This is a genomic window from Treponema putidum, from assembly GCF_024401155.1.
In the GTDB taxonomy this organism is placed as follows: domain Bacteria; phylum Spirochaetota; class Spirochaetia; order Treponematales; family Treponemataceae; genus Treponema_B; species Treponema_B putidum.
Genome location: NZ_CP038804.1, coordinates 1,650,211 through 1,672,831, shown reverse-complemented (window position 1 = coordinate 1,672,831; position 22,621 = coordinate 1,650,211). Strand labels below are relative to the sequence as shown.

General features: G+C 38.0%; 19 protein-coding genes. 11 read left to right on the top strand and 8 right to left on the bottom strand.

What is annotated here, in order from left to right; all coding sequences use genetic code 11:
• Positions 1 to 50: 50 nt before the first annotated feature.
• Both E4N74_RS07800 and E4N74_RS07795 read left to right on the top strand, forming a co-directional pair.
• Positions 51 to 821: an oxygen-binding di-iron domain-containing protein gene (locus E4N74_RS07800; protein ID WP_255817169.1), complete on the top strand. Its 771-nt coding sequence runs from the start codon at positions 51 to 53 to the stop codon at positions 819 to 821.
• A 13-nt stretch (positions 822 to 834) separates the two neighbouring features.
• Complete coding sequence (locus E4N74_RS07795) at positions 835 to 1,689, top strand: methyl-accepting chemotaxis protein (RefSeq protein ID WP_255817168.1); 855 nt, start codon at positions 835 to 837, stop codon at positions 1,687 to 1,689.
• Positions 1,690 to 1,845: 156 nt separating this feature from the next.
• Here the strand turns inward: E4N74_RS07795 and nth are convergent, their stop codons facing one another.
• Positions 1,846 to 2,478: an endonuclease III gene (gene nth / locus E4N74_RS07790; protein WP_044977435.1), complete on the bottom strand. Its 633-nt coding sequence runs from the start codon at positions 2,476 to 2,478 to the stop codon at positions 1,846 to 1,848.
• A complete protein-coding gene (locus E4N74_RS07785) occupies positions 2,462 to 3,655 on the bottom strand; it encodes an MFS transporter (RefSeq protein ID WP_255804861.1) in 1,194 nt (397 codons plus the stop codon). Before E4N74_RS07785 ends, nth begins: the two co-directional genes overlap by 17 nt.
• A 134-nt stretch (positions 3,656 to 3,789) precedes the next feature.
• Between E4N74_RS07785 and argF the strand changes: the two genes are divergently transcribed.
• The 4 genes from argF (at position 3,790) to E4N74_RS07765 (ending at position 7,333) form a co-directional block, all read left to right on the top strand.
• Positions 3,790 to 4,806, top strand: a complete 1,017-nt coding sequence (argF, locus tag E4N74_RS07780; protein WP_255804860.1) for an ornithine carbamoyltransferase — start codon at positions 3,790 to 3,792, stop codon at positions 4,804 to 4,806.
• Positions 4,807 to 4,878: 72 nt separating this feature from the next.
• A complete protein-coding gene (gene phnC, locus E4N74_RS07775) occupies positions 4,879 to 5,649 on the top strand; it encodes a phosphonate ABC transporter ATP-binding protein (protein WP_145475336.1) in 771 nt (256 codons plus the stop codon).
• Positions 5,646 to 6,512 (top strand): ABC transporter permease subunit, encoded by an 867-nt coding sequence (locus E4N74_RS07770; RefSeq protein WP_255817167.1) that lies wholly within the window; start codon positions 5,646 to 5,648, stop codon positions 6,510 to 6,512. The genes phnC and E4N74_RS07770 overlap by 4 nt, the downstream gene beginning before the upstream one ends.
• Complete coding sequence (locus E4N74_RS07765) at positions 6,509 to 7,333, top strand: PhnE/PtxC family ABC transporter permease (RefSeq protein WP_253701882.1); 825 nt, start codon at positions 6,509 to 6,511, stop codon at positions 7,331 to 7,333. The genes E4N74_RS07770 and E4N74_RS07765 overlap by 4 nt, the downstream gene beginning before the upstream one ends.
• 89 nt (positions 7,334 to 7,422) lie before the next feature.
• Here the strand turns inward: E4N74_RS07765 and pepT are convergent, their stop codons facing one another.
• Positions 7,423 to 8,628 carry a peptidase T gene (gene pepT / locus E4N74_RS07760; protein WP_255817166.1) on the bottom strand — a complete coding sequence of 402 codons (1,206 nt, stop codon included), beginning with the start codon at positions 8,626 to 8,628 and terminating at the stop codon, positions 7,423 to 7,425.
• 189 nt (positions 8,629 to 8,817) lie between these two features.
• Here pepT and E4N74_RS07755 point away from each other — a divergent pair, with 189 nt between their 5' ends.
• Together E4N74_RS07755 and E4N74_RS07750 are read left to right on the top strand one after the other, a co-directional pair.
• Positions 8,818 to 10,611 (top strand): ABC transporter ATP-binding protein, encoded by a 1,794-nt coding sequence (locus E4N74_RS07755; RefSeq protein ID WP_255817165.1) that lies wholly within the window; start codon positions 8,818 to 8,820, stop codon positions 10,609 to 10,611.
• Positions 10,601 to 12,340, top strand: a complete 1,740-nt coding sequence (locus E4N74_RS07750) for an ABC transporter ATP-binding protein (protein WP_255817164.1) — start codon at positions 10,601 to 10,603, stop codon at positions 12,338 to 12,340. The genes E4N74_RS07755 and E4N74_RS07750 overlap by 11 nt, the downstream gene beginning before the upstream one ends.
• A 2-nt stretch (positions 12,341 to 12,342) precedes the next feature.
• Here the strand turns inward: E4N74_RS07750 and E4N74_RS07745 are convergent, their stop codons facing one another.
• The 3 genes from E4N74_RS07745 to htpG form a co-directional block, all read right to left on the bottom strand.
• Positions 12,343 to 14,580: an ATP-dependent helicase gene (locus E4N74_RS07745; RefSeq protein WP_255804856.1), complete on the bottom strand. Its 2,238-nt coding sequence runs from the start codon at positions 14,578 to 14,580 to the stop codon at positions 12,343 to 12,345.
• A 145-nt stretch (positions 14,581 to 14,725) separates the two neighbouring features.
• Positions 14,726 to 15,115 carry an Hpt domain-containing protein gene (locus tag E4N74_RS07740; RefSeq protein ID WP_044979648.1) on the bottom strand — a complete coding sequence of 130 codons (390 nt, stop codon included), beginning with the start codon at positions 15,113 to 15,115 and terminating at the stop codon, positions 14,726 to 14,728.
• A gap of 75 nt (positions 15,116 to 15,190) precedes the next feature.
• The gene (gene htpG, locus E4N74_RS07735) at positions 15,191 to 17,113 is read right to left on the bottom strand and encodes a molecular chaperone HtpG (RefSeq protein WP_044979647.1); all 1,923 of its coding nucleotides are present in this window, start codon (positions 17,111 to 17,113) and stop codon (positions 15,191 to 15,193) included.
• A gap of 307 nt (positions 17,114 to 17,420) precedes the next feature.
• On the opposite strand from htpG, the gene E4N74_RS07730 reads away from it, so the two are divergent.
• Genes E4N74_RS07730 through E4N74_RS07720 form a run of 3 tightly spaced genes read left to right on the top strand, consistent with a single transcriptional unit; the run spans position 17,421 to position 20,599 of the window.
• On the top strand, positions 17,421 to 18,029 hold the full coding sequence (locus E4N74_RS07730; protein ID WP_255804855.1) for a hypothetical protein: 609 nt from the start codon (positions 17,421 to 17,423) through the stop codon (positions 18,027 to 18,029).
• A 15-nt stretch (positions 18,030 to 18,044) separates the two neighbouring features.
• On the top strand, positions 18,045 to 18,227 hold the full coding sequence (locus tag E4N74_RS07725) for a hypothetical protein (protein ID WP_044977417.1): 183 nt from the start codon (positions 18,045 to 18,047) through the stop codon (positions 18,225 to 18,227).
• An 11-nt stretch (positions 18,228 to 18,238) separates the two neighbouring features.
• Positions 18,239 to 20,599, top strand: a complete 2,361-nt coding sequence (locus E4N74_RS07720) for a polysaccharide deacetylase family protein (RefSeq protein ID WP_255804853.1) — start codon at positions 18,239 to 18,241, stop codon at positions 20,597 to 20,599.
• Between the two features lie 72 nt (positions 20,600 to 20,671).
• Here the strand turns inward: E4N74_RS07720 and E4N74_RS07715 are convergent, their stop codons facing one another.
• Complete coding sequence (locus E4N74_RS07715; RefSeq protein WP_255817163.1) at positions 20,672 to 21,373, bottom strand: hypothetical protein; 702 nt, start codon at positions 21,371 to 21,373, stop codon at positions 20,672 to 20,674.
• The gene (locus tag E4N74_RS07710) at positions 21,373 to 22,422 is read right to left on the bottom strand and encodes a hypothetical protein (protein WP_044977413.1); all 1,050 of its coding nucleotides are present in this window, start codon (positions 22,420 to 22,422) and stop codon (positions 21,373 to 21,375) included. Before E4N74_RS07710 ends, E4N74_RS07715 begins: the two co-directional genes overlap by 1 nt.
• Positions 22,423 to 22,621: the final 199 nt, after the last annotated feature.

Genomic DNA, 22,621 nt, shown 5'->3' with positions numbered 1-22,621 from the left:
TGATATACTTGGATTTGTAAACTGAGCTTTAAAATACGGAGAGGTATAAAATGAGTGAACATAGCGATATTGACGGAATTATTCTATATGAAGATTCAGATCATAAATTTATATGGCTGGGCTCGGAAAGCAAGCAAAGAAAGGGTGCTGTTCAAACAATGCAGTATCTTATTATAGATAGGGGGCGAGGTGTTCTTCTTGATCCGGGCGGAGTCCACCTTTTTTCCAGAGTAGTTACTGCGGTAAGCCGATTTATTTCCGTAGATAAAATCGACACGATTTTCTTTTCACATCAAGACCCCGATGTTTCTTCCGGCATAGCTTTATGGCTGGGTATTACAAAGGCTAAAATATATATTTCTTCGCTTTGGATACGGTTTATGCCTCACTTCGGTATCGTAGATATTTCGAGAATGGTTCCGATACCGGATAAAGGGATGAACATATCGCTTCTTTCAGGTTCAAATATGAAGTGTATTCCTTCACACTTTATGCATTCTCCCGGGCAATTCGGTTTATACGATGAGCGCTCCCGTATTTTGTTTTCCGGAGATATAGGGGCCGCAGTTTTTGATGATGACAATGAAACTACCTTTGTAGAAGATTTTGAAAAGCATCTTCCTTTGATTGAGGGATTTCATGTCAGGTATATGGCTTCCAATAAAATTGTCAGCAAATGGGCAGAAAATGTACGCCGTTTAAACCCTCTAATTATAGCCCCACAACACGGGGCAATATATAAAGACGAACAAGTAAATAATTTTTTAAATTGGCTTTCAGGTTTAAAATGCGGCATAGATTATATTGAAAACTTATTTTAATTTGGGAATCAGTATGAAAGATGAACAAAATGCTATTGATAACTTTTCCGATCTAGTAGATAAAATTGTTGTACAATATAACAAAGGCGTTATTCTTGATTTTGTAACCTCTCATTCATTTAAAATTATTGAAGAATCTATGGATAATTTGCAGGAAAAGTTTGAAACTATCCTTTCCGTTTTTGAAGAAATCCAAAAGGAAAGCAGTTCTTCTGCATCTAATGCCAACTATGTTGATGAAATGCTCTCCAATGTTTTAAAAAAAAGAAATATAATCCAAGAAGAAGTTCATGAGCGGGTTGACGAAATTGAAGCCTCTGCAGAAAGTGCGGAAAATGCAGCTTCGGCTTTTGAGGTGCTAAAGGATAGGACTGCGGAAGTTGAAGATATGTTGTCTGGTATTAAGGATGTTTCCGTAAAGACCGGTATCCTTGCAATCAATGCTTCGATCGAAGCCGCCCGCGCCGGAAGTGTCGGAAACGGTTTTAGAATTATTGCCAATGAAGTCCGCTCTCTTGCAACTCAAACAGGAGATTTTGCAAAAAAAATCGAATTAAAACTGGAAGAGCTAAATAAATCGGTTAGTGAAATAAATAACAGCATGACAGGTTTTATAGAACTTTTTTCAAAATTCAGAAAGTCATTTAACGGCGTATTGTCTAATTTGGATGAGAACTCTGTAACTCTTAAAGAAGCCGGTTCTTCGTTGGCCGAAATAACCGCTTCAATAAAAGAACAGGATATTACCATAAGAGAAGGTTTTTTATCATTAAAAAAGATCGATGACTTTTTACATGATACCTCAACGATTCTTGATGCAGTTCAAACAAGCCATGAACATTTAGGAACCCTGTTGCAGCAAAAGTAAAATAAAACCTACAAGGGAGTAAAGCTTTAATTACAAATTAAATTGCCATTTTGGAAAAGCCGGTTACATAGTTTTACCTTTCTTTATTTATAAGAAGAGTCCTTAGTATAAAAAAAAGAATTTGTTTTACAAACTCGGCAGTATTTTTAATCGGGTCTACAAATTCTTCATACAGATATCCGATAAGAAGCAGGTTTCACATTCAGGCTTTCTGGCCTTGCAGATATAACGTCCGTGGAGGAGAATCCAATGGTGGGCATTTAATAAATATTTTTTTGGAGTAACCTTGAGTAAATCCTCCTCAACTTGTATGGGGGTCTTTCCGGATGAAAGACCTATGCGCGGGGCGGTTCTGAGGATGTGAGTATCTACTGCGATTGCAGGTTTCCCGAAACCCATGTTTAAAACCACGTTTGCCGTTTTACGTCCGACACCGGGAAGTTTTATAAGTTCTTCCATTGTGTCTGGAACCTTTCCCGAATACTCGTTTTGAATTATTCGGCTTAACTCAAAAATACGTTTAGCCTTTGTCGGATATAAATTTATTGTTTTGATGTATGAGCGGATCCCTTCTTCACCCAGCTCTATCATCTTTTGAGGCGTGTCGGCTGCCTTAAAGAAAGGTCCTGTTGCTTTGTTTACGCCTACATCGGTCGCTTGAGCTGAGAGTACCACTGCGACCAAAAGAGTGAAAATATTTTCAGAATGTAATTCTCCTTTCGGGTTAGGATTATTCTTTTTGAAACGGCGGTATACTTCTTCGATTTCATCTTTATCCAATAGATTCATTTTGTTTTACCTTTTTTAGTTTAGGAGAGCCGGACAGCTTACAGCCCATGATAAAAAGAATCGGAACTAAAATTAAAAATACCGGAACTACCGTAATAAAGGCAATGAACAAATTGTATTTATCTCCAACTATTCCCATGATAAAACTTGCAGTGCTGTAACCGGGAACTCCGAAGCAGGATAAAAAGATCATAAGGGCCGTTGCGTCTACCGGAAGGATGGCTGCAGCAAAGGATTGGATTGTCGGCCAAAGGCAGGCAAGGCAAAGTCCCATAAAAAATAAAAAGACTGCTAAGCCGAAAAGCGAGTTTACAAAAATAAATAAGAGGCTGACTATAAACGAAGCAATCGAAGAAACTATTATCGCTTTTTGAATGGAAACTTTTTTTAAGACCTTGCTGTTTAATGACCTTCCGATAAACATTCCGAGCGCAAAGCTCGCCGTTACAATTCCTGCATAAAAGGCAGAGGCCTTTAAATAAAGTTGAATCAAGGTAGCTGACCAAAAGGCAAAAGCTCCTTCGGCTCCTCCTGCAAAAAAGAGGGATAGACCGAAAAGCCAAAAAGAGGGTAGGGAAAATATTTCTTTAAAGGCAGCTTTGCTTCCGTCCGAGGGCGGAAGTTTTACTTTTTTTGATGAAAGATAGGAAAAGCAAATTAAGAGAGCAAAAATCGATAGGCCTATGTAAATGTATCTCCAGTTTATTCCTATCGAAAGAAGATAGCCGAAACCTATCAGTCCGGAACAAGTTCCCAATGGCCAAAAGGCGTGCATCATATTCATCTTTGCGCCCGTATCGTTCGGGTATAAATCATTTACTATGGGAGTCAGCAGGGCTTCCATGTTTGCAACGCCCAGTCCCATACAAAGAGCGCTTAAAAGTGCCGTAAAAAAGTTAATGCTTTTTGAAAAGAAAAAAAGCCCTGCTGTTAATATCAAAAGAGAAGCTCGCAGAACTTTTATCTTGCCGAACTTGGCTGCAAAGATGGGGCTTATAAAAAGAATTATCATCTGCTCGATAGCACAAAGCATTCCGAATAAACCTGCTTCCGTAAGCGAAAAATTTAAATCTCTTTTAATATTTACCAGACATATTGATATTGCAATTGAAGAAAGAGAATAAACCAAAAAACTGAGGCCTGAGACATTAAAGGTCCTTTTTCGTAAATCTTTCATAAGAAACTGCCGCTATGATATTGCTTTTTATCAGAATAGTCAAGTGTCCGCATTGTATTTTAGGTACTGGATTATTTTTACAAAAGCTGATATATTGTTCCCATTCATCAATAGCAGTTTAAGGAGTTAAAACTATGCTTAAAGAAATTCGCGGAAAGAGCGCAAAAAATTTGCGCGGAAGAAGTTTTCTAAAATTGTTGGATTTTACTACAGATGAAATCCGGTATTTACTTAACCTTTCAAAAAATTTTAAAGATATGAAAAGGGCTGGAATTCCTCACAGATACCTCGAAGGAAAAAACATCGTTCTTCTTTTTGAAAAAACATCTACAAGAACACGATGCTCTTTTGAAGTTGCAGGTTATGACCTTGGAATGGGCGTTACCTACCTTGATCCGAACTCTTCACAGATGGGACATAAAGAATCTATTGAAGACACTGCCCGCGTTTTAGGAAGAATGTATGACGGTATCGAGTACAGAGGCTTCAGCCAAGAACTCGTAGAAACCTTGGCCGAATATTCCGGCGTTCCCGTATGGAACGGATTAACCGACCTCTTTCACCCGACTCAAATGCTCGCAGACCTTCTTACAATCGAAGAAAAATTCGGCTATTTGAAGGGGCTTAAATTTACATACATGGGAGATGCCCGAAACAACGTGGCCAACTCTCTCATGATAGCTTGCGTAAAAATGGGAATGCACTTTACAGCATGTTCGCCCAAGCACCTTTTCCCTGCTGAAGACTTGGTGGCCGAAGCAAAGAAAATCGCAGCCGAAACTGGAGCAAGCGTAACCTTAACCGAAAACGTAAACGAGGGCACAAAGGGAGCTCATGTTCTTTATACCGACATTTGGGTATCAATGGGAGAACCCGACAGCGTATGGGAAGAGCGTATTAAACTCTTAAAACCCTATCAGGTAAATAAGGCCGCTATGGACAATGCGGACAAGGATGCAATCTTCTTACATTGTCTCCCCTCGTTCCATGACTTAAAGACAACAAAGGGGCAGGAGATTCACAAAAAATTCGGTCTTCCCGAAATGGAAGTTACAAATGAAGTTTTTGAATCTCAAAAATCAGTTGTTTTTGATGAAGCCGAAAACCGCATGCATACTATCAAAGCAGTTATGTATGCCACAATGTGCTAATCTTTTTTATATTTGCGATGTTTTTCATAAGTCATTAAATAAAGACTTATGAAAAACTCGAAGGTTAGCCTTGTGATTCTTGAACTTAAAAATATTTCAAAAACTTATCCTTCCGGACGGAAGGCCTTACAAAATATTTCTTTTAAAATAGAAGAAGGCGAAATTGCAGCAGTAATAGGTTTATCGGGAGCTGGAAAATCTACCATGCTTCGATGTATAAACCGCTTGGTTGAGCCGGATGAGGGAGAAATTATTTTTTTGGGAGAAAAAATAAACAGGCTTAAAGGAAAAGAATTAAGGCAATACCGCTCAAAGATAGGAATGATTTTTCAAAATTATAATCTGGTCGAGCGTCTTAATTCAGTCGAAAATGTTCTGCACGGCTGCCTCGGCTCAATCCCTTCTTACCGGGGAGCTCTAGGCCTTTATACCGAAGAAGAAAAAGAAAAAGCCTTTGCTCTTTTAAAAACCGTGGGCATGGAAGAATTTGCTTTTCAAAGATGCAGCGAATTAAGCGGAGGCCAAAAACAAAGAATAGGAATTGCAAGAGCCTTAATGCAAAATCCGAAGCTTTTATTATGTGATGAGCCCATAGCCTCCCTTGACCCTCAGTCGGCAGAAACGGTTTTAAATTATATTAAAGAATTTGCAGTAAATAAAAACATTGCCTGTCTTATAAGTCTGCACCAAATGGAAGCTGCAAAAAAATATGCCGACAGAATCATCGCGCTCAATAACGGAAAAATAGTTTTTGACGGAAGACCGGATTCCCTAAACGATGAAGTCTTGCATAAAGAAATTTTTACAAGTGTTTCTATGGACAGCGGGGAAAAAGTCCTATGAAGTTCGACTTAAAAATTTACTCTGAGGACAAAAAGAAAAGACATTATCATAAAAAAGAAACTTCATACTCTTGGGAAAAAAAACAAATTTTTTTTGCAAGAAAAAAACTAAAGGCAATCATTATTCTTTTAAGTCTTATTTTAATATATTATTTTGCATCAAATATAACCAGCTTTAAAGACCTTAAAGCAATTTTTAAATTTCCCCTTGCAATAGCGTGGCTTATAAAAAACTTTATACCCGACAACGAAAGTTTAAAACATATTCCGATTATAATAAAAACTTTAGGCGAAACCTGTGTAATAGCGGCCTCGGCAACTACCGCAGCGGCTTTTTTTGCCCTTATCTTAGCCCTTCTCGGTTCTCAAACCACAGGAATAAATAAGCCCTTTCAAATAATCCTTACCATGACAGCCTCGTTTTTAAGAAACATTCCGCTGGTAGCTTGGGCAATGCTTTTATTATTTTCGTTTAAGCAAAATAATTTTACCGGTTTTTTAGCCCTCTTTATAATTACCTTGGGTCATCTGGTAAGAGCTTTTAAGGAGATGATAGAAGAAACGAGCGAAGAATCTTTTACGGCACTACGGGCTGCGGGCGTTCCGTATTTTCCGGCCCTGTTTAATGCCGTATTCCCAAGCATAGCACCCGGCCTTGTTTCGTGGCTCTTATACACGGTCGAAACAAATGTAAGGGACTCCGCTCTAATAGGAATTCTAACGGGAACCGGAATTGGTTTTTTATTTAACCTTTATTTTAAAAGTTTCCGTTATAATAGTGCGGGCTTAATTATTTTATGCCTTGTAATCATAGTTTTACTCATCGATATTCTTTCAAACAAAATAAGGCGGATTCTTTTATGATTGAGCAAGCAAACAAAATTAAAAAAATAAAAATAAGAAGATTCTCAAAGCAAAGAGTATTAATTTTATTTGTTCTTGTTTTTTTATCCGGCCTTACAATTATAAGTTTATTTCAAATGGAAAAGCCCGACTACGGAATTCAAAAAGCTTTTTTACAATTTACGGAATACTCAAAGGATTTATTTTTTTTCCCAAAACTCTCGCAAAAATATTCTTATGCGGAAATATTTTTTTCTCTTTTGGTAAGTTTAAGCCTTGCCCTTTTAACCACCGTATTCGGAGTGGTGCTTGCTTTCTTTTTAGGGATAGCCGCCTCGGAAAATCTTTCAAACAAGTATCTTGTAAAAATCATAAGAACGGCAATGTCCCTTATCCGCTCAGTGCCGACAATTATTTGGGTTTTAATATTTTCGGTAGTTGCAAACATAGGAGCCGAGGCTGCCGTCCTAGGCATGAGCTTTCACAGCACAGCCTATCTCGTAAAGGGCTTTTCGGAAAGCTTTGACGGCATAGACAAAAAAACGATTGAGGCCTTAAAAGCCTGCGGGGCAAGCTACATCGAAATTATAAGTCAGGCAGTTCTCCCGGCTTCGATAAACAATCTAATCTCGTGGAGCTTCTTTAGATTTGAAATTAACTTCGGAAATGCGGTTGCTGTAGGAGCTGCTGCAGGAGCCGGCGGAATAGGTTACGAGCTTTTTATGGCAGGCTCTTTAAACTTTAATATGAGTGAAGTCGGCTTTATATCCTATCTTATTTTCGGAACGGCTATTATTTTGGAAATATCTTCGACAAGGATAAGAAACAGAATCAGGCATTAGGCTTTTAAATTTAACGAGGCAGGAAAAATCAAAAGAGTTTTTTTCTCCTGCCACGCTAAACATTCCGTTAAAACTTTTAAACAAAAGAACTACTTGGCGTTGTTCTCTGCAATTTTTACTACAAGTTCAATTCCCTTTTCGATTGATTTTGTGGGGATGAGCTCGAAGCGGCCGTGAAAATTATAACCGCCTGCAAAAAGGTTCGGACAGGGAAGCCCCATAAAAGAAAGGCGGGCTCCGTCAGTTCCTCCCCTGACCGGTACTATATTGGGTTCAATACCTATATCAATCATAGATTTTTTTGCAAGCTCAATTATTTCCATGTGAGGTTCGATTTTTTCTTTCATATTGTAATAGGAATCTTTTATTTCCATTTTGATTATATTGCCGTATTTTTTATTTAAAAAATCAACCGCAGCCTTCATGAGTTCTTTTTTGTGAAGGAAACTTTCCATAAAGTGATCGCGGATAATGTAAGACATCTTTGTAAAATCAACGCTTCCTTCGATTGAAGTTAAATGAATAAAGCCTTCATAACCTTCGGTGTATTCCGGTTTTTGTTCTTCGGGAAGCATATTTTCCAATTCTCTGGCCGCAGAAAGAGAGTTAATCATCGTGTTCTTTGCAGAACCCGGGTGCACATTCTTTCCGCGAATTTCTATCTTTACGCTTGCAGCATTAAAGTTTTCGTATTCGAGTTCACCCAAGGGACCGCCGTCCACAGTATATGCAAAGTCCGCCCCGAATTTTTTTACATCAAAAAGGTCGGCCCCTCTTCCGATTTCCTCATCGGGTGTAAAGCCTATTTTTATTTCACCGTGTTTAATTTCAGGATGAACTAAAAGATATCGAACGGCACACATGATGATTGTAATGCCTGCCTTATCATCTGCACCCAAGAGGGTCGTTCCGTCGGTTGTAACAAGCTCTTGTCCTTCAAGGTTTTTTAAGAAAGGAAAATCTTTGACGGTCATGGTGTACTCATCGTTGAGTTTAATATCTCCGCCCTTGTACACAAAGACTTTCGGGTTTACGCACTTACCGTCCAAATCGGGAGCCGTGTCCATGTGGGCTATAAAACCGATTGCGGGAACCTTTTTATCGGTGTTGGAAGGGATTGACGAATAAACATAACCGTGTTCATCCTGTTCGGCCTTTAAGCCCATATCGGTCAATTCTTTTACAAGATATTTTCCCAGCTCAAGCTGTCCGGGAGTGCTGGGACAGCACTCATTTTCTTCGTTGGACTTAGTGTCCATCGAAATGTATTTTTTAAATCTTTCAAGATAATCCATAATGCCTCCATACAAATATTAAGTTTTACGGCTTACAACCTAACACTTTTACTGTATTGTGTAAAGAGGGGATAAGATATCCGTTCCGTCTTATGTCCGTTCTATGTACTTATTGACAATATCGGTTCCGATATATTATACTATTTTGTAAGATTAAGTTTACAATATTTAGGAGGCATTGAAGTAGTTATGTTTAAGATACAAAAGGATGCCGGGGATATTTTTAAATCTATCAGGCTTAAAAGAATGTTCGGAGGATTTTTTTTGCTTTCGGATGAGTTTTTGACGGTTGTTCCGGGTTACTACATAGGTCTTGCCGTAGATGAGTTAAAAAATTCTACTATGACGCAAAGTTCCCTTATTGCATATGTTGTAAAGATAATTTTTTTCACTTTTTTGGGATATTTCTTTTCTTCAATGTTTATGTTTTTTATTCATAATTCCGGGAACAGGGCGGCCTATCTTTTTAGAAAAAAAATAATTTCTTCGGTTTTAAAAAAGACTCCGCCGTTTTTTAAAAAATATACTTCAGGCGATATTTTAGCACGCACCTCAAATGATGTTACTTCCGTAGAAAATTATTTTGCTAACGGCTTTGTAATGCTGATGGATTCCTTTGCTTATCCCGGAGTTGCAATTTTTATGATGTCGGTTTTAATTTCATGGAAACTGACCCTTGCAGTCGTCCTTCCAATACCGCTTATAACTCTTATTTATTTTTCTTTGGGTAAAGTAATAAAAGATAAAACGAGTAAAACCTATGCGGAATTTTCCAAAGTTAATCAAGGTATTTTGGAACTTGCCGAAGGAATAAAACTTATACGCTGCTACGTTAATGAACAAGTCAGGTTAAAAAAACTTTCTTCCATTGTTAAAAAGTATTTTTCGGTTCTTTATGCTCAAGTTAAAATCACTTCCTTTTTACAGCCGTGTACAGCCTTTATTACAAATCTTTGTATCATAATAGCCTTTTGCTACGGAGGCTATCTTGTTCGCATAGGAGAAATTACTTCAGGCAATCTTGTTTCGTTTTTTGTTTTTGTCGGAATGATTGCATGGAGCGGAATGGCAAGCGGCTTTTACTTACAAATCCAAAAGTCGGCAGATGCAGCTATCGACAGAATAAATGCTCTTATAAAAGATAACAACGAATTTCTGCCCATGGAAAACAAAGAGAAAATCGAAAGAATAGAAAAAATTTCTTTTAAAAATTTCAGCTTTGCGTATTCCGATTCCAAAAAAAAAGTTTTACAGGATATTTCTTTTGAAATTTCACAGGGAGAAATTTTAGGAATTACCGGAAAAACCGGTTCGGGTAAAACAAGTTTGATAAAACAATTTTTCAGCCTGTATCCTCAAAATGAAAATATATTCGTAAATAATATTCCCTTAAAAAATTGCGATATTTTTTCTTTTAGAAATAAGACCGCTTATGTAAGTCAGCGTCCTCAACTTTTATCGGGAACCGTTTGCGAAAACTTGTGTTTTTATGAAAAGGAAATTGAAAAAGAAAAAATATTAAAGGTTTTGGAAGCAGCTGATGTAAAAAGCGACATCGAAAAACTTACAAACGGAATCGATACAAAAATAGGAGAAAAGGGAGTTATGCTTTCAGGAGGACAAAGACAGCGAATTGCCCTTGCCCGTGCTCTTCTTAAAGAACCGGAAGTTTTAATTTTGGATGATGCCATTTCTGCCGTCGATGCGGACACCGAAGTTAAGATAATCGAAAACCTAAAAAGATCTTCTTCATTTAATATCTGCATTATATCGGCACACCGTCTTTCGGCTGTTCAACATGCGGACAAAATAATTGTGCTGGATGACGGTAAAATTATTCAACAAGGAACGCATGAAAAACTTATAAAAGAAGACGGCTGGTATGCGGAGCAGTTTGAGTACCAGCACAGCCATTCTGCGGAACTTATGCAAACTGAAGATACAGACCTGCAAATTGACGGAGGAAAAAAAGATGAAAGATAAGACCAATAAATTCAAAGTAAATTACAGATTTTTTCTTTCGTACCTAAAATACTGCAAGGCTTATGTTTTTGCTGCCTTTGTTGCAGTAGGAATTTTTATTGCATCTTCAGCCTATCTTCCTACAATTCCGGCAAGCGTTATAAATGCCGACCTTGTAAATATGCCGGATTTAAAAGATTTTTTAATTAAACACGCTCTTTTGTTTTTGGGTACTGCTTTTTTATTTTTCTTATCGATGTATGTAAAAACATTGCTTTTTAGAAAAATTGCAAATACTGCCTGTGAGCATATTCAAATGGATATGGCCGGTCATCTTTTAAATTTAAAGATGAAACATTTTGATGAAATGACTTCGGGAAATATAATGAGCCGTTTTTCTTCCGATGTAAATGCAGTAGGAGATTTATACTTCTCGGTTTTAGGCGAGGTATTTAGTGTAATTTTATTGTGCATAGTTTTATATATCCGTTTGGCCTTTATGAGCCTATATCTTTTTGGAGCGAGTTTTGCCTACCTGCCGATTATTTATTTTCTTGCTTGGTATTATTTAAAAAAAGCCGACAAGCCGACACGCGATTATAGGAATTCAATCGGAGAGTTAAGCGGATTTTTTAATGAAAGCATTAATTCTATTGAAAGCGTGCAAGCTTTTTGTGCAGAGGAAAAAATAGAAAAAGAATTCGATAAATTTAATCTTCCGGCCTATACTTCAAAACGGAAAATGGTTTTACTTTCAGGACTTTTTTCTTGGAATATTATTGCAAGAATCAGGACACTAATTTACGCCGCCCTCTTGGGAGTATTCGGGTATCTGTATTTTCAGGGAGCTTATTTTCTTGTCGGTACTCTTGTAATCGCTATAAGTTATAACAAGGAAATAACAGATGTCTTTTTAAAATTATTTATGCAGATAAATATTTACAAAAACGCTTTTGTTGCGGCAGGAAGAGTTTCGGAGGTAATCAATTTTGAACATGAAAGAACAAACGGTATTCCTCATTCTCCCATAGGAGATATAAAATTTTCAAACACTCAATTTGAATATAAGGAAGGTATTCCCATTTTAAAGGGCCTTGATTTTAATGCGGAAGACGGAAAGACCGTAGCCTTTGTCGGAAAAACCGGCTGTGGAAAGTCCACGATTATGAATTTAATTTTAGGCTTTTATGAAAATTCCGGCGGGAAGGTTTTAATTGACGGAAAGGATATACGTTCTCTTGAATTAAAAACTCTGCGTTCTAAAATTGCAGTGGTTTTGCAGGAACCGTATCTTTTTAGCGGAACAATTTTTGATAACATAAGTTTAAACGATCCTTTTATAAATAAGGAATCTTGCGAAAAAGCTTTAAAGGCGGTGGGCGGTATGAACCTTATAAGACGCTCTGAAAAAGGTCTGGATGCCGAAGTGAGCGAAAACGGAAAAAACTTTTCGGAAGGAGAGAGGCAGATTATCTGTTTTGCCCGTGCCATGGTACGGGATCCAAAAATTCTAATCTTAGATGAGGCTACGGCAAACATTGACACCGAAACCGAAAAACTTATAAATGCAGGTATCGAAGTTTTAAAGAAGGGACGCACCACACTTATAATCGCACACCGTCTTTCTACAGTAAAAAATGCCGATATAATAAACGTAATAGATGACGGCAAATTATTGGAATCGGGAACTCACGAAGAACTTATTGCCCTAAATTCCAAATATGCCGAATGGTACAGACTGCAAAAGTAGGGTTAGTCTTTTATTATTGTCATATTGTTTGACTGGTATTCGGGCATGAACCGTTTTATAAGGCCGGTTTCAAATTGTACGTTTACTACAAGTTCTTCGTTTGAAGCATAGGCCTTAATTATTGCTCCGTAACCGTAATCATCATGATAAATTTTTTCTCCCTTTTTCCATTTGGAAAGGAGGGGGTGTTCTTCTTTTTTTGTTCCAAAATCGGCAGGTATTTGTTTTCCGAAGCTCCCTGAAAAAGTAGAATAAGAAGATGAAGACTCGGAAATGTTTACCAGGTCTTGATCTATTTCAAAGATAAAGCGGCTTGGCTGGGTAAATGTCAGGCTGCCGTATAGGCGTCGCGAGGAGCAGCTTGTCATGTAGAGTGCATCCTTTGCACGGGTGCAGGCTACATACATAAGTCTTCTTTCTTCTTCAAGCTCATCGAAGTTTCCGTTGTCGCGGGGGAAAACTCCCGTTTCAAGGCCCGTGATAATTACGTTTTTAAATTCCAAGCCCTTTGTGTTATGAATGGTGATAAGATTTACGGAATCTTTTTTTTCTTCGGAGTCTGCAAGGCTCCTATCCAATTCGATGTGTTCTAAAAATTCGTTTAAGCCATTTACCGAAAAATCGTAAAGCGATGCTGTGTTTGCAAGTTCATTTAAGTTAGCAGTCTTTTGAGTGCCTAAAGCTGAATCGGCTGATTCGTAATATTCTGCAAAACCGGATTGTTTTAAAACCTCATAGATAAAAGGTGCTAAGCCTTCTCCCTTCGGTTCTTCTTTTTTAAAAAAGATGTCTCCGGCTTCTATTATACCGCGCAATTCTTTTATGGTGTTTAAAAAATTCTTTAAACCCTCTTTGCCCTTTTTTGTGAGAGAGACGGAATCTATAAGGGCAGACATGGCCGATATATAATCATCCTTGGATTCAAGCCCGAGCTCATCGTTTTTTTGAGAGAACATAAGTTCTCTTGAAAGATCAATTAATTTTTTTTGAGTAATTTCTCCTACGCCTCGTGCAGGTTTATTTATAATACGCCTTAAAGCCACCTCGTCCCTTCCGTTTGAGATAAGGGCAAGAACGGCAAGCGCATCCTTTATTTCTTCCCGCTCATAAAATTTTAGGGTTCCTATAACCTGATATGGAATTTTTTTGTGTAAAAAATCGGTTTCAAAATTTAATGATTGGGCGTTGGTTCTGTACAAGACCGCCCAGTCGGAATATGCTCCTCCGTTTTCGACCTCTTTCAATATAAGACCGGCACAAAGTTCCGCCTCGGTTTCCTGATTAGGCAAAAAATAAATATGAGGTTTTTGACCCTTTCCTCTTTCGGCAACAAGGGTCTTACCGAGACGGCCCGTATTCTTTTTTACAACGGAATCTGCGACTGCAAGAATTTCCGAGTATGAGCGGTAATTTTTTTCGAGCCTTATTATTTTTGTGTTTTTAAAAGTATCGGCAAAGGTTAATATGTTTTGAACTTCGGCACCGCGGAAACGGTAGATTGATTGGTCATCGTCTCCTACAACGCAGATATAAGTATTTTCTCCTGTGAGGACTTTTAAGAATTCAAATTGGGCTATGTTCGAGTCCTGATATTCATCGACCATTATTACGGAAAACCGGTTTTGAAGAGATGTTCTTATTTGAGGGTTTTCTTTTAAGAGCATAACGGGAATCATGATGAGATCTCCGAAGTCTACGTTTCCGGTTTCTTTTAATCTCTTTTGATATTCGGCATAGATTTTTGCAAATTCGGGATTAGGATCGACTTCCTGTAAAAGCGGATCATCGGGAAGAAGGCAATAATCCTTTGCACGCGAAATTTTTTTTATGATACCGCGGGCAGCATTTTTTGTAAGAGTGGGGGAGGCTTGGGTCAAAAGGGAAAGAGAGTCGTCATCATCATAGATTGTAAAATTATGAGAGAGCCCTGCCCATTCCGCATACATGCGTAGTATCCATGCTCCAAATGAATGAAAGGTTCTGATCATTGCCCTCTCCGCTCTTTTATCCAGATGAGCCGCTCTTTCGGACATTTCTTTGGCAGCCTTGTTTGTAAAGGTTACGGCAAGGATCCGTTCAGGTCCGATATTATGTTCGGCAATAAGGTATGCAATCTTAGTTGTAATAACCCGTGTTTTTCCGGAGCCTGCGCCCGCAAGAATCAAAAGAGGAGAGCCTTGATGCTTAACAGCTGCAAGCTGCTCTTCATTAAGAATGTTCAAATAATCCGGTTGAGCCAAAACAATCCTCCGCAAAATTAAGGTTTTGCATTTTAGCACGTTTTTATGGATTGTACAAGGGAAAGATCGGCTCCCAAAATACAAAATACTTGAATAAATTTAAAGAAAACTTCTAAAAATCTGAAGTTCCCTATAACTGGAATTTTTATGCAATAACCGTTTTTATCTCTTTTAAAGTATTAGCATAATTTTCTTTAAACTTTGCAAGAAATCCTTCAAGCAATTCAATGTTTGCAAGAGTTTTAATATTTGAAGGTTCAACCAAAAACTTTTCGATATTTTTTGCAGAGTCGCCCAAGATGTTTGCACCGACCGTATAGGAACTTCCCTTTATCTTGTGTGCCGTTTTCCGTACATTTTCACGCAAGGTCTCATCGCTTAAAACAGCTTCGGCACTTGCATCTAAAATAAATTTTAAACGATCCATTTCGGCCTCATCTTTTTCATAGGCTTCGATAAAGGTTTCAAGTAAGCTCATGTATATTTCCATGTCCCCATCTACAAGCTCCATTGCCGCTGTTTTATCTAAATACATATCTCCTCCAATAATACGAAGATAAACAGCCCGACAGAATCCATGCCGAACTGTTTATCATTCCGTCAATAAAATCTATTTTAAATTTGTCATCAGCCTATTAAGCCTCTTTACAAAATCCACTGGAGCCTTTAGCTCTCCGCTTTCGACCAAAAGCGCTTGTTCTAAAAGGAGGTTAGACATATCTTCTACAAATTCTTTATCTTCCGAATCCTTTAATTTTTGAACTAAGGGATGGTCGGCATTTACTTCCAAAATCGGTTTTACGGAACTCGTATTAAACTGCCCCATTGCCTTCATCATCCTTTCCATCTGCAAACTGGGATCGGTTTCGTCCACTACTATACATGAAGGAGAATCGGAAAGCCGTTTTGAAAAGCGTACCTCTTTTACTTTATCGCCGAGAACCTCTTTAATCTTTTCGAGTACGGGCTTAAAGTCCTTTTCTTTTTTTTCAGCTTCCTTAGTTTCTTCTTCGGTATTAAGCTCCTTATCGGAACCGGCTCTGTTTGCCGCTTTTAATTCCCATTCCTTGTATTTTCCCAATGAAGGGATAACTATATCGTCAATCTCATCGGGCATAATTAAAACTTCAAATCCTTTTTGCTTGTAGACTTCAAGATGAGGAGATTGGCGCAAGGTCTTTTCGTCTTCACCTGTGATGTAGTAGATAGCTTTTTGATCGCTTTTCATTCTTGAAACATAATCAGCAAAGCTCGTCCACTCGTCCTCTTTTACTTCAGGTGAAGTCGTTTTAAAGCGTACCAAGTCGGCTAGTTCTTCTCTATGTTCATAGTCGCTGTACAAGCCTTCCTTTAAAGGGCGGTTAAATTCGCTTACGAATTTATTGTATTTTTCTTTGTCGTTTTCGGCGAGCTTTTTAAACTCTCCTAAAAGTCTTTTTACCGAAGCATTTTTTATGCTTGAAAGAATTCTATTTTGCTGTAAAATTTCGCGGCTTACGTTTAGGGGTAAATCTTCACTGTCTATAACACCTCTTACAAAACGGAGGTACGTGGGCAAAAGTTCTTTTTCATCATCCGTAATAAAGACCCTCTTTACGAATAGCTTAACGCCCGGTTTATAATCCGCATGGAACATATCGAAGGGTGCTTTCGACGGAACATAAAAGAGGGTTGTGTATTCTTGAGTTCCTTCCGCCTTTGTGTGTACATAAAGGAGAGGGTCTTGGGAATCGTGTGAAAGGGATTTATAAAAGTTAAAATAATCTTCTTCTTTTAATTCCGATTTTGGTCTTTGCCAAAGAGCTCCGGCATCGTTTATCTGTTCGGTTTTAAAGGTTTCCGATTTTACTTTACCCTTATCGTCATATTGCTTTTCGGTAAAATGAAGATAGATTGGGAATGCGATGTGGTCGGAATAGGTTTTAATTATTTCTTCGATACGCCATCGAGTAGCATATTCCGAATCTTCATTGTTTAGGTGAAGGATAACGCAGGTTCCGTTTGCTCCTTCGGGCACATCATCTATTATGGGGAAGGCCGTATCGTCAACCTTTTCCAGATCGTAGGAACCCTTTCCGTCCGAAGTCCATTTCCAAACATTGCTTTCACCTGCTTTTTTGGAAATAACGTCGATGGTAGATGCTGCCATAAAGGCCGAATAAAAGCCTACACCGAATTGCCCTATAAGATTGGAATCTTTTTTATCGGCCGCTGCAAGCTGATCTAAAAAAGCCTTTGTTCCGGATCTTGCTATCGTTCCCAAATTATTTTTTAGATCTTCCTCGTTCATACCCAAGCCAGTATCCCGTATGGTAAGCGTATTGGCTGTGTCGTCAAAACAGATATCGATTCTGGGCTCGAATTTAATCTGCTTATAAGCCTCATCGGAAAGGGTCAAATACTTTAACTTGTCTAATGCATCCGAAGCATTTGAGACAAGCTCCCTTAAAAAGATTTCCTTGTTTGAATAAAGCGAATGAATAATGAGCGACAAAAGCTGGTTCACTTCAGTTTCAAACTTGTACTGTGCCATATCAACCTCCAAAAAAAATAAGCTTGAGGGATTTTCAAATCCCGAGCATTGTTTTTTTACGCACTTTCGTAATGAAATGAGAAAGTGCATATTATATCAAAATAAACCGCAAAGGGGTATTTAAAAATGTAATATTAAATCAATATGTTTTAAAAAGTAATAAATTATCGGTAAAAAGGCAAGAGGATGGAATTGTATTCGTGCGGTTAATATCCGCCATTTCTCGGTAATGCTTGCATCGGGGGTGTTGATTTATATGGAAAATCATCTCTTTTCAAAGCCTTAAAAAAGATGTATAATAAAAGACATGGCTAATGATATGCAAAATAAGGAGCGGGAGCTTTTTGCTGCCGTTGATTATATCCTAAATAGGGCCGGGGAAAGGGAAATAGAGGTGATTGCAGCTGCCTTGGAACGGAAAAGAAATGAGGCTTCAGCTTCAAGTCCCCTTGCAGCTATAAATCCGGAAAATATGGCAAAGCAAATGTCCGAATCCATCAACAAGTCGATTCAGTCAAGTCTTGAAGGCGTACGTCACACTTTCCGTGATTTTGCGGCCGATATGCTTTTAAAGGAAGCTCCGGAACTTTCTGAGGATCAGATGAAGGCTCTTATCGACTCTTGGATTCCCGAACAAGGTTCCTATGACGGAACTATAAAAAGTCTTGCAAAAAACGGAAAAGTTGACGGCATTCCTGCCGATGTATTATACGGAATGATTTTGCAATTTGTTTCTTACAGTATAGGCGAAATGAGTGCAAAAGAAAACGATGAGTTAAAAACTACTATGGGGAATTGGACTGAAAAATATTGGAGCCGTTTTCCTATGAGGATAAAACAGGAGATAAAAAGTTTTATCAATGGGGAAATTACGTCCGGTGAATTCCGAAAGAATATAACTGCTCTGATTTCTTAAAAAGGAGTGATTAAAATGAACAAAGCAATGGCCGGTGAAGACCGCAAAGAAATAGACGAAGTTTTCGGCAAAATAGGTGAAATTCAAAAAAAAATTGCAATAAGGAAGATAACCGAAATGGAGGAATCCTTGGAAAAACTTGAAGAAGAGTTGACTTATATTATTAACACCCATTCAAATATATTGACGGAAAATTGACGGAGTTTTTTATGAAAGAAAAATCAAAATTTATCTTATCGGTTTGCTTTGTTTTTTTTAGCTTATTAAGTCTTCATCCCGAGCTTTCTTTTGAATCTGCCGATATAAATAATGAAGGAGATATTTTATTCGAGATCAAAACGAATGCTTGTGACGACTATTCATATAAAACTCTTTTTAAGTATTCACATGAAAAAAATAAAATAGAACAGCTTACATTTTTTCCCGAAAAGTTGCAGCTTTTAGGGAACAATAAATTTTTACAAGTTTCAAACCGCTTCGGTATTATAAGGCTTGATCTTAATTCCGGGGCTGTTGATTTTAATTCGGATTTTGAACCTCTTTCAGCATCCAATTCGTCAAAGATAGGAGCTTTTAACAATATAAAATCAAGCCCTGACGGAAGATGGCTTACATTGGTAGAGCCTGAATCCCTTGTTTTCGGTCGGCTCGTACTGGTTGACACCCATACGGGCCGAAGATATATATTGAGTAACAAAACCGTCCGAAATGATCTTCCCGTATCCTGGTCGCCTGATTCAAAAATTATTTTGTATGAAGACGATTCGATAATCTATTTTGCACGGCCTGAATGGTTTTCTGCAGCTTCTTTTCCCGATAAGAATTTTAGAAAACTTTCTCAAGGCAAAATAAAAAATTTAAAATGGATTTCTTCCTCGGAATTTGTTTTTTTATCGGGGAATGCCCTTTATAAGGCTTCCTCTATAGAGCTTTTTACAAAGGCTTTTTACGCTCCATTATTTTCGACAGGAAAACTTGCGGCAAAAATACCTTCGGATTTTTCTCAGACCTTTGATTCCATTTTTATAGCACCTGACGGTAAGACCGCCGTTTTTGTTAAAGACAAAAGAAATGTTTACCATATTAAACTGGATGGGGACGATTATATAAATGTTTACTCCTCAGACTCTATTCCTTATTTATTGCTTCCGGGGAATACTGCTGAAGTCTATGTTCATTGGAAAGATAATTCTCCGATTGTTTTTGCCGAAGGCCTTGAAGGCGGAGCAAAAATTTTAAGGGCATGGCAAATTCCTCCTTCTTCTTCAAGTTTTGAAAGGATTCCCATTTTAGAAAAAAGCTCGTTTTTAGCAGCCTCTCCTAATTTTGAAGTTGCCGCTTTTAAGGAAGATGAGGGCATAGTTTTTTATGATACTTCACATACGGAAGAAACCGGAGGCTCTTCATGGAAAAAGATAAATGTTTTTTCCGATGAAAAAATCTTTTCGGCTGTTTGGAAAAATAACTTTACCGTTTTTTTAGGTGGTGAAAATTATATTTACGAGTATAGTTTTAAGGATAGCTTTTCGGACATAAGTAAAAAAAAAATTTCCGTTTCGGCTATGCAGGATTATAGCTGGTCGGATTCAGGCAAGGAAATTTTAATAAGTTTAAAAAGCAGCCCTAATGATGAGCCCGATAGTGAGCTTTCGGCCTCCGATAGTGTAGAAATTTTGCAATACATTTCAAATTTAACATGGACACTTTCTCCAAAAAAAATTATGCAAAAGAAAAACACAAATCTTTCAGATAGAATTTATATAGATTCAAATTCGGGCTATTTTTCAAATATGATTTATATCCGCCGCCTTAAAGATTTTATAACGCGCCCGTTGTTGGAAGACGGAGGCTTTTTACGGGATCGGGATACGGCTCAAAAAAAATCTTCGTTTGAGAGTCTCAATTCTTCTTCCGTTTTTTCGCATGGAAGCCGGAACGGAAAAAAACGTGTTGCCTTGGTATTTGATGCCATGGACGATATGGACGGAATTGCGAGTATTCTTTATACCTTAAAAAAGAATAATATAAATTCAACTTTTTTTATAAACGGAGAAGCCATGAGGCAAAACCCCAATGCCGTAAAAGAGATTGTAAAAAGCGGACACCAGTGCGGTTCGCTCTTTTTTACCACATGGAATTTAAACGATACGGGTTATAGAATAGATGATAATTTTATAAAGCAGGGACTTGCCCGAAATGAAGATAATTTTTATTCTCTCACAGGTTCCGAGCTTTCTCTTATTTGGCATACCCCTCATTATATTTCTTCTTCTCTCATTGTAAATGCAGGAAAAAGTGCAGGCTATGTTTTTATTTCACCGGATGTGCGTGTGGCCGATTGGCTTAGTGCCGATGAAAAATTGACCGTACCGTCCCTTTATAAGTCTTCTGCGGAGCTGATTGAGGATATAGCTGATTCGGTTCAGCCTGGCTCCATAATTCCCATACGCATAGGTAAAGCTCTTTCAAGTAGAGGCGATTATCTTTACTATAGTTTGCAGCTTTTAATTGATGTTTTAACTGAGATGGGATATGAGATTACCGATGTAAGAACAGTAATGGGTTCTTAATAAAGTTGTCGATAAAATCTCTTGTAGGAAAGCCTCCAGAACATTTTAAAGTTTGGAGGCTCTTTTAATTTCTTATTTAAAATTTTTATAGGTTGTTGAAAGATCGTAAAGGCCGGATCTTTTTTCTCCCTTAATTGACGGAATCGTTAAAATTATACCGGGTTCTACCCAGTTTGGATTTTTGGGGTCGGGGAGCTTATCCTTATTAGCCTCATATAGTTTGCGCCACATAAAGGGGTTTCCATATATTTCCTTTTTGGCTGCAATGTTCCACAAACAGTCCTTTTCTCCTCTCCAAGTTCTTACCCTATATTGAGAAGGGAGTTCTGCAAGGCCTGTGTTGTCTTTTCCCTTAACTACCGAAAGAGCATCTATTACTCTTTGGGCACATACGACTGCTACATCGTAGTTTTCGTTATCGAAGGCTATGCCCCCTGCATTTAAGGCTTCTTCCGCTGTTTTATAAGCATCAGGATATTTTTCTTCGGCTCCGTTCGCTTTTGCCCAAGTGAATCTTGTGCGGGCCTTGTTCATTTCTTGTTCGGCTTCGGTTTTAGCCAACATTCTTTGGATAAAGTCTGCCGATTGCTGTGCATAGCTTTCTGCAAGTTTTGAGTATTCTATTGAGGCTTCGTAATCTCCTTCATCATAGGCCTTTGCTGCAAGTTCCGTATAAGCCCTGCTTTTTCTTTGATATTCGTTGTCATCATAGGATACGGCAAAAAGAGGTATTAAAACCATCAAAAATATTAAGATTGTAATAAGCTTTTTCATTATTGGTTTCCTCCTTCGCTAGTTTGGCTGTTTTCAGGCTCATCTCCATGTGTGTTTATGTTTTCAACAGGTGCTCCGGTCTGAGGTGTAGAAAGGTTTTGTAAATCAAGCTCTCCTTCGGTAAATCCTTCTCCGGTTTCGGTCAATGGAGCTTCCTGATCGGCTTCTAAGGCCAAATCCGAGCTTTCTTGTTGCCGCTTTGCAGCTTCTGCCATTGCTTTTTCCGCTTCTGCTCGTTTTAAAGCTACTTCTTCGTATAGTTTTGCAAAGATTTTTGCAGCTTCATTATACGACTGGTAGGCTTCCTTATAGTTTGATCTGTCGGCGGCCGATTTTCCACGGTTATAGGTTCTTACAGCCTTGTTGTATTCTTCTTTTCTGCTTCTTGCTACTTTGATTGAATCACAGTCATCTTTATACTCTTTTGCGGTGTCTTTTGACGTTTTGGTAAATTCAAAATAACCCTTATTTACTACTTTTTTATAGAGTTGTAAGGCATCTTCCGAAGATTCTTTTGCCATTTTATAGTCTAAAGGATAATGATCTGATGTGTTGATCGAATATCTTTCGGCATCGACATAGTCTGTAGGGTTATATGCGGCAAAACCGTTAGTTTCTATCTCGGCTCGTAAATTAGCCGCTTCTGTAAGATTGCGAAGGGTTTCATATCTGATTATAGCTTCTTCGTATTTAGCTATAGCTTCTTTTAAGTTTCCTGCTTGAGCATCTGTGTCGGCCGTTTGTTTAACATCTTCCGCAGTTTTAAAGAAATCGGGATATGCTTTGTCTGCTTTCAAATCCATGGCTTTTTTTCTCGCCTGATTTACTTTTCCGTTTTTTCCTTGAAAAAGCTTAATTTTTGCAAGAAGAGGGTCTTCAGGTTTAACGGTTTCCTGTTTCGGAGTTTCGGGTTTTATTTCGACAACTTCCGGCTCTTCAATTTTCGGCTTCGGCTCAGCGTCTTGTGTTTTTTGTTTTGATGCACAGGCGGAAAACAAAATTAACACAAGGGCGGACAGAATAATGATCATTTTACAATTTTTTTTCATTGATACCTCCCATAAAAAGTTTTTGAAAAAATTATCAAATTTTTGAAAAAAGTTTTTTCAAGCAGTTTGTTTACAAACTGCATACAATAATGCGATGTTTGCCGGAAAGGCAAACTCGGCAGATAAACAGAGAGGCACCATTTGTGCCGAACTGTTTATTGCACCTCCCAATATATAAAATAATGATACTCTTTTTTTT

What these genes read in the sequence shown, in the direction of transcription:
- E4N74_RS07800 (WP_255817169.1), top strand. Translation starts at nt 51, where the DNA reads ATGAGTGAACATAGCGATATTGACGGAATTATTCTATATGAAGATTCA.
- E4N74_RS07795 (WP_255817168.1), top strand. Translation starts at nt 835, where the DNA reads ATGAAAGATGAACAAAATGCTATTGATAACTTTTCCGATCTAGTAGAT.
- nth (WP_044977435.1), bottom strand. Translation starts at nt 2,478, where the DNA reads ATGAATCTATTGGATAAAGATGAAATCGAAGAAGTATACCGCCGTTTC.
- E4N74_RS07785 (WP_255804861.1), bottom strand. Translation starts at nt 3,655, where the DNA reads ATGAAAGATTTACGAAAAAGGACCTTTAATGTCTCAGGCCTCAGTTTT.
- argF (WP_255804860.1), top strand. Translation starts at nt 3,790, where the DNA reads ATGCTTAAAGAAATTCGCGGAAAGAGCGCAAAAAATTTGCGCGGAAGA.
- E4N74_RS07770 (WP_255817167.1), top strand. Translation starts at nt 5,646, where the DNA reads ATGAAGTTCGACTTAAAAATTTACTCTGAGGACAAAAAGAAAAGACAT.
- E4N74_RS07765 (WP_253701882.1), top strand. Translation starts at nt 6,509, where the DNA reads ATGATTGAGCAAGCAAACAAAATTAAAAAAATAAAAATAAGAAGATTC.
- pepT (WP_255817166.1), bottom strand. Translation starts at nt 8,628, where the DNA reads ATGGATTATCTTGAAAGATTTAAAAAATACATTTCGATGGACACTAAG.
- E4N74_RS07755 (WP_255817165.1), top strand. Translation starts at nt 8,818, where the DNA reads ATGTTTAAGATACAAAAGGATGCCGGGGATATTTTTAAATCTATCAGG.
- E4N74_RS07750 (WP_255817164.1), top strand. Translation starts at nt 10,601, where the DNA reads ATGAAAGATAAGACCAATAAATTCAAAGTAAATTACAGATTTTTTCTT.
- E4N74_RS07740 (WP_044979648.1), bottom strand. Translation starts at nt 15,115, where the DNA reads ATGTATTTAGATAAAACAGCGGCAATGGAGCTTGTAGATGGGGACATG.
- htpG (WP_044979647.1), bottom strand. Translation starts at nt 17,113, where the DNA reads ATGGCACAGTACAAGTTTGAAACTGAAGTGAACCAGCTTTTGTCGCTC.
- E4N74_RS07730 (WP_255804855.1), top strand. Translation starts at nt 17,421, where the DNA reads ATGGCTAATGATATGCAAAATAAGGAGCGGGAGCTTTTTGCTGCCGTT.
- E4N74_RS07725 (WP_044977417.1), top strand. Translation starts at nt 18,045, where the DNA reads ATGAACAAAGCAATGGCCGGTGAAGACCGCAAAGAAATAGACGAAGTT.
- E4N74_RS07720 (WP_255804853.1), top strand. Translation starts at nt 18,239, where the DNA reads ATGAAAGAAAAATCAAAATTTATCTTATCGGTTTGCTTTGTTTTTTTT.
- E4N74_RS07715 (WP_255817163.1), bottom strand. Translation starts at nt 21,373, where the DNA reads ATGAAAAAGCTTATTACAATCTTAATATTTTTGATGGTTTTAATACCT.
- E4N74_RS07710 (WP_044977413.1), bottom strand. Translation starts at nt 22,422, where the DNA reads ATGAAAAAAAATTGTAAAATGATCATTATTCTGTCCGCCCTTGTGTTA.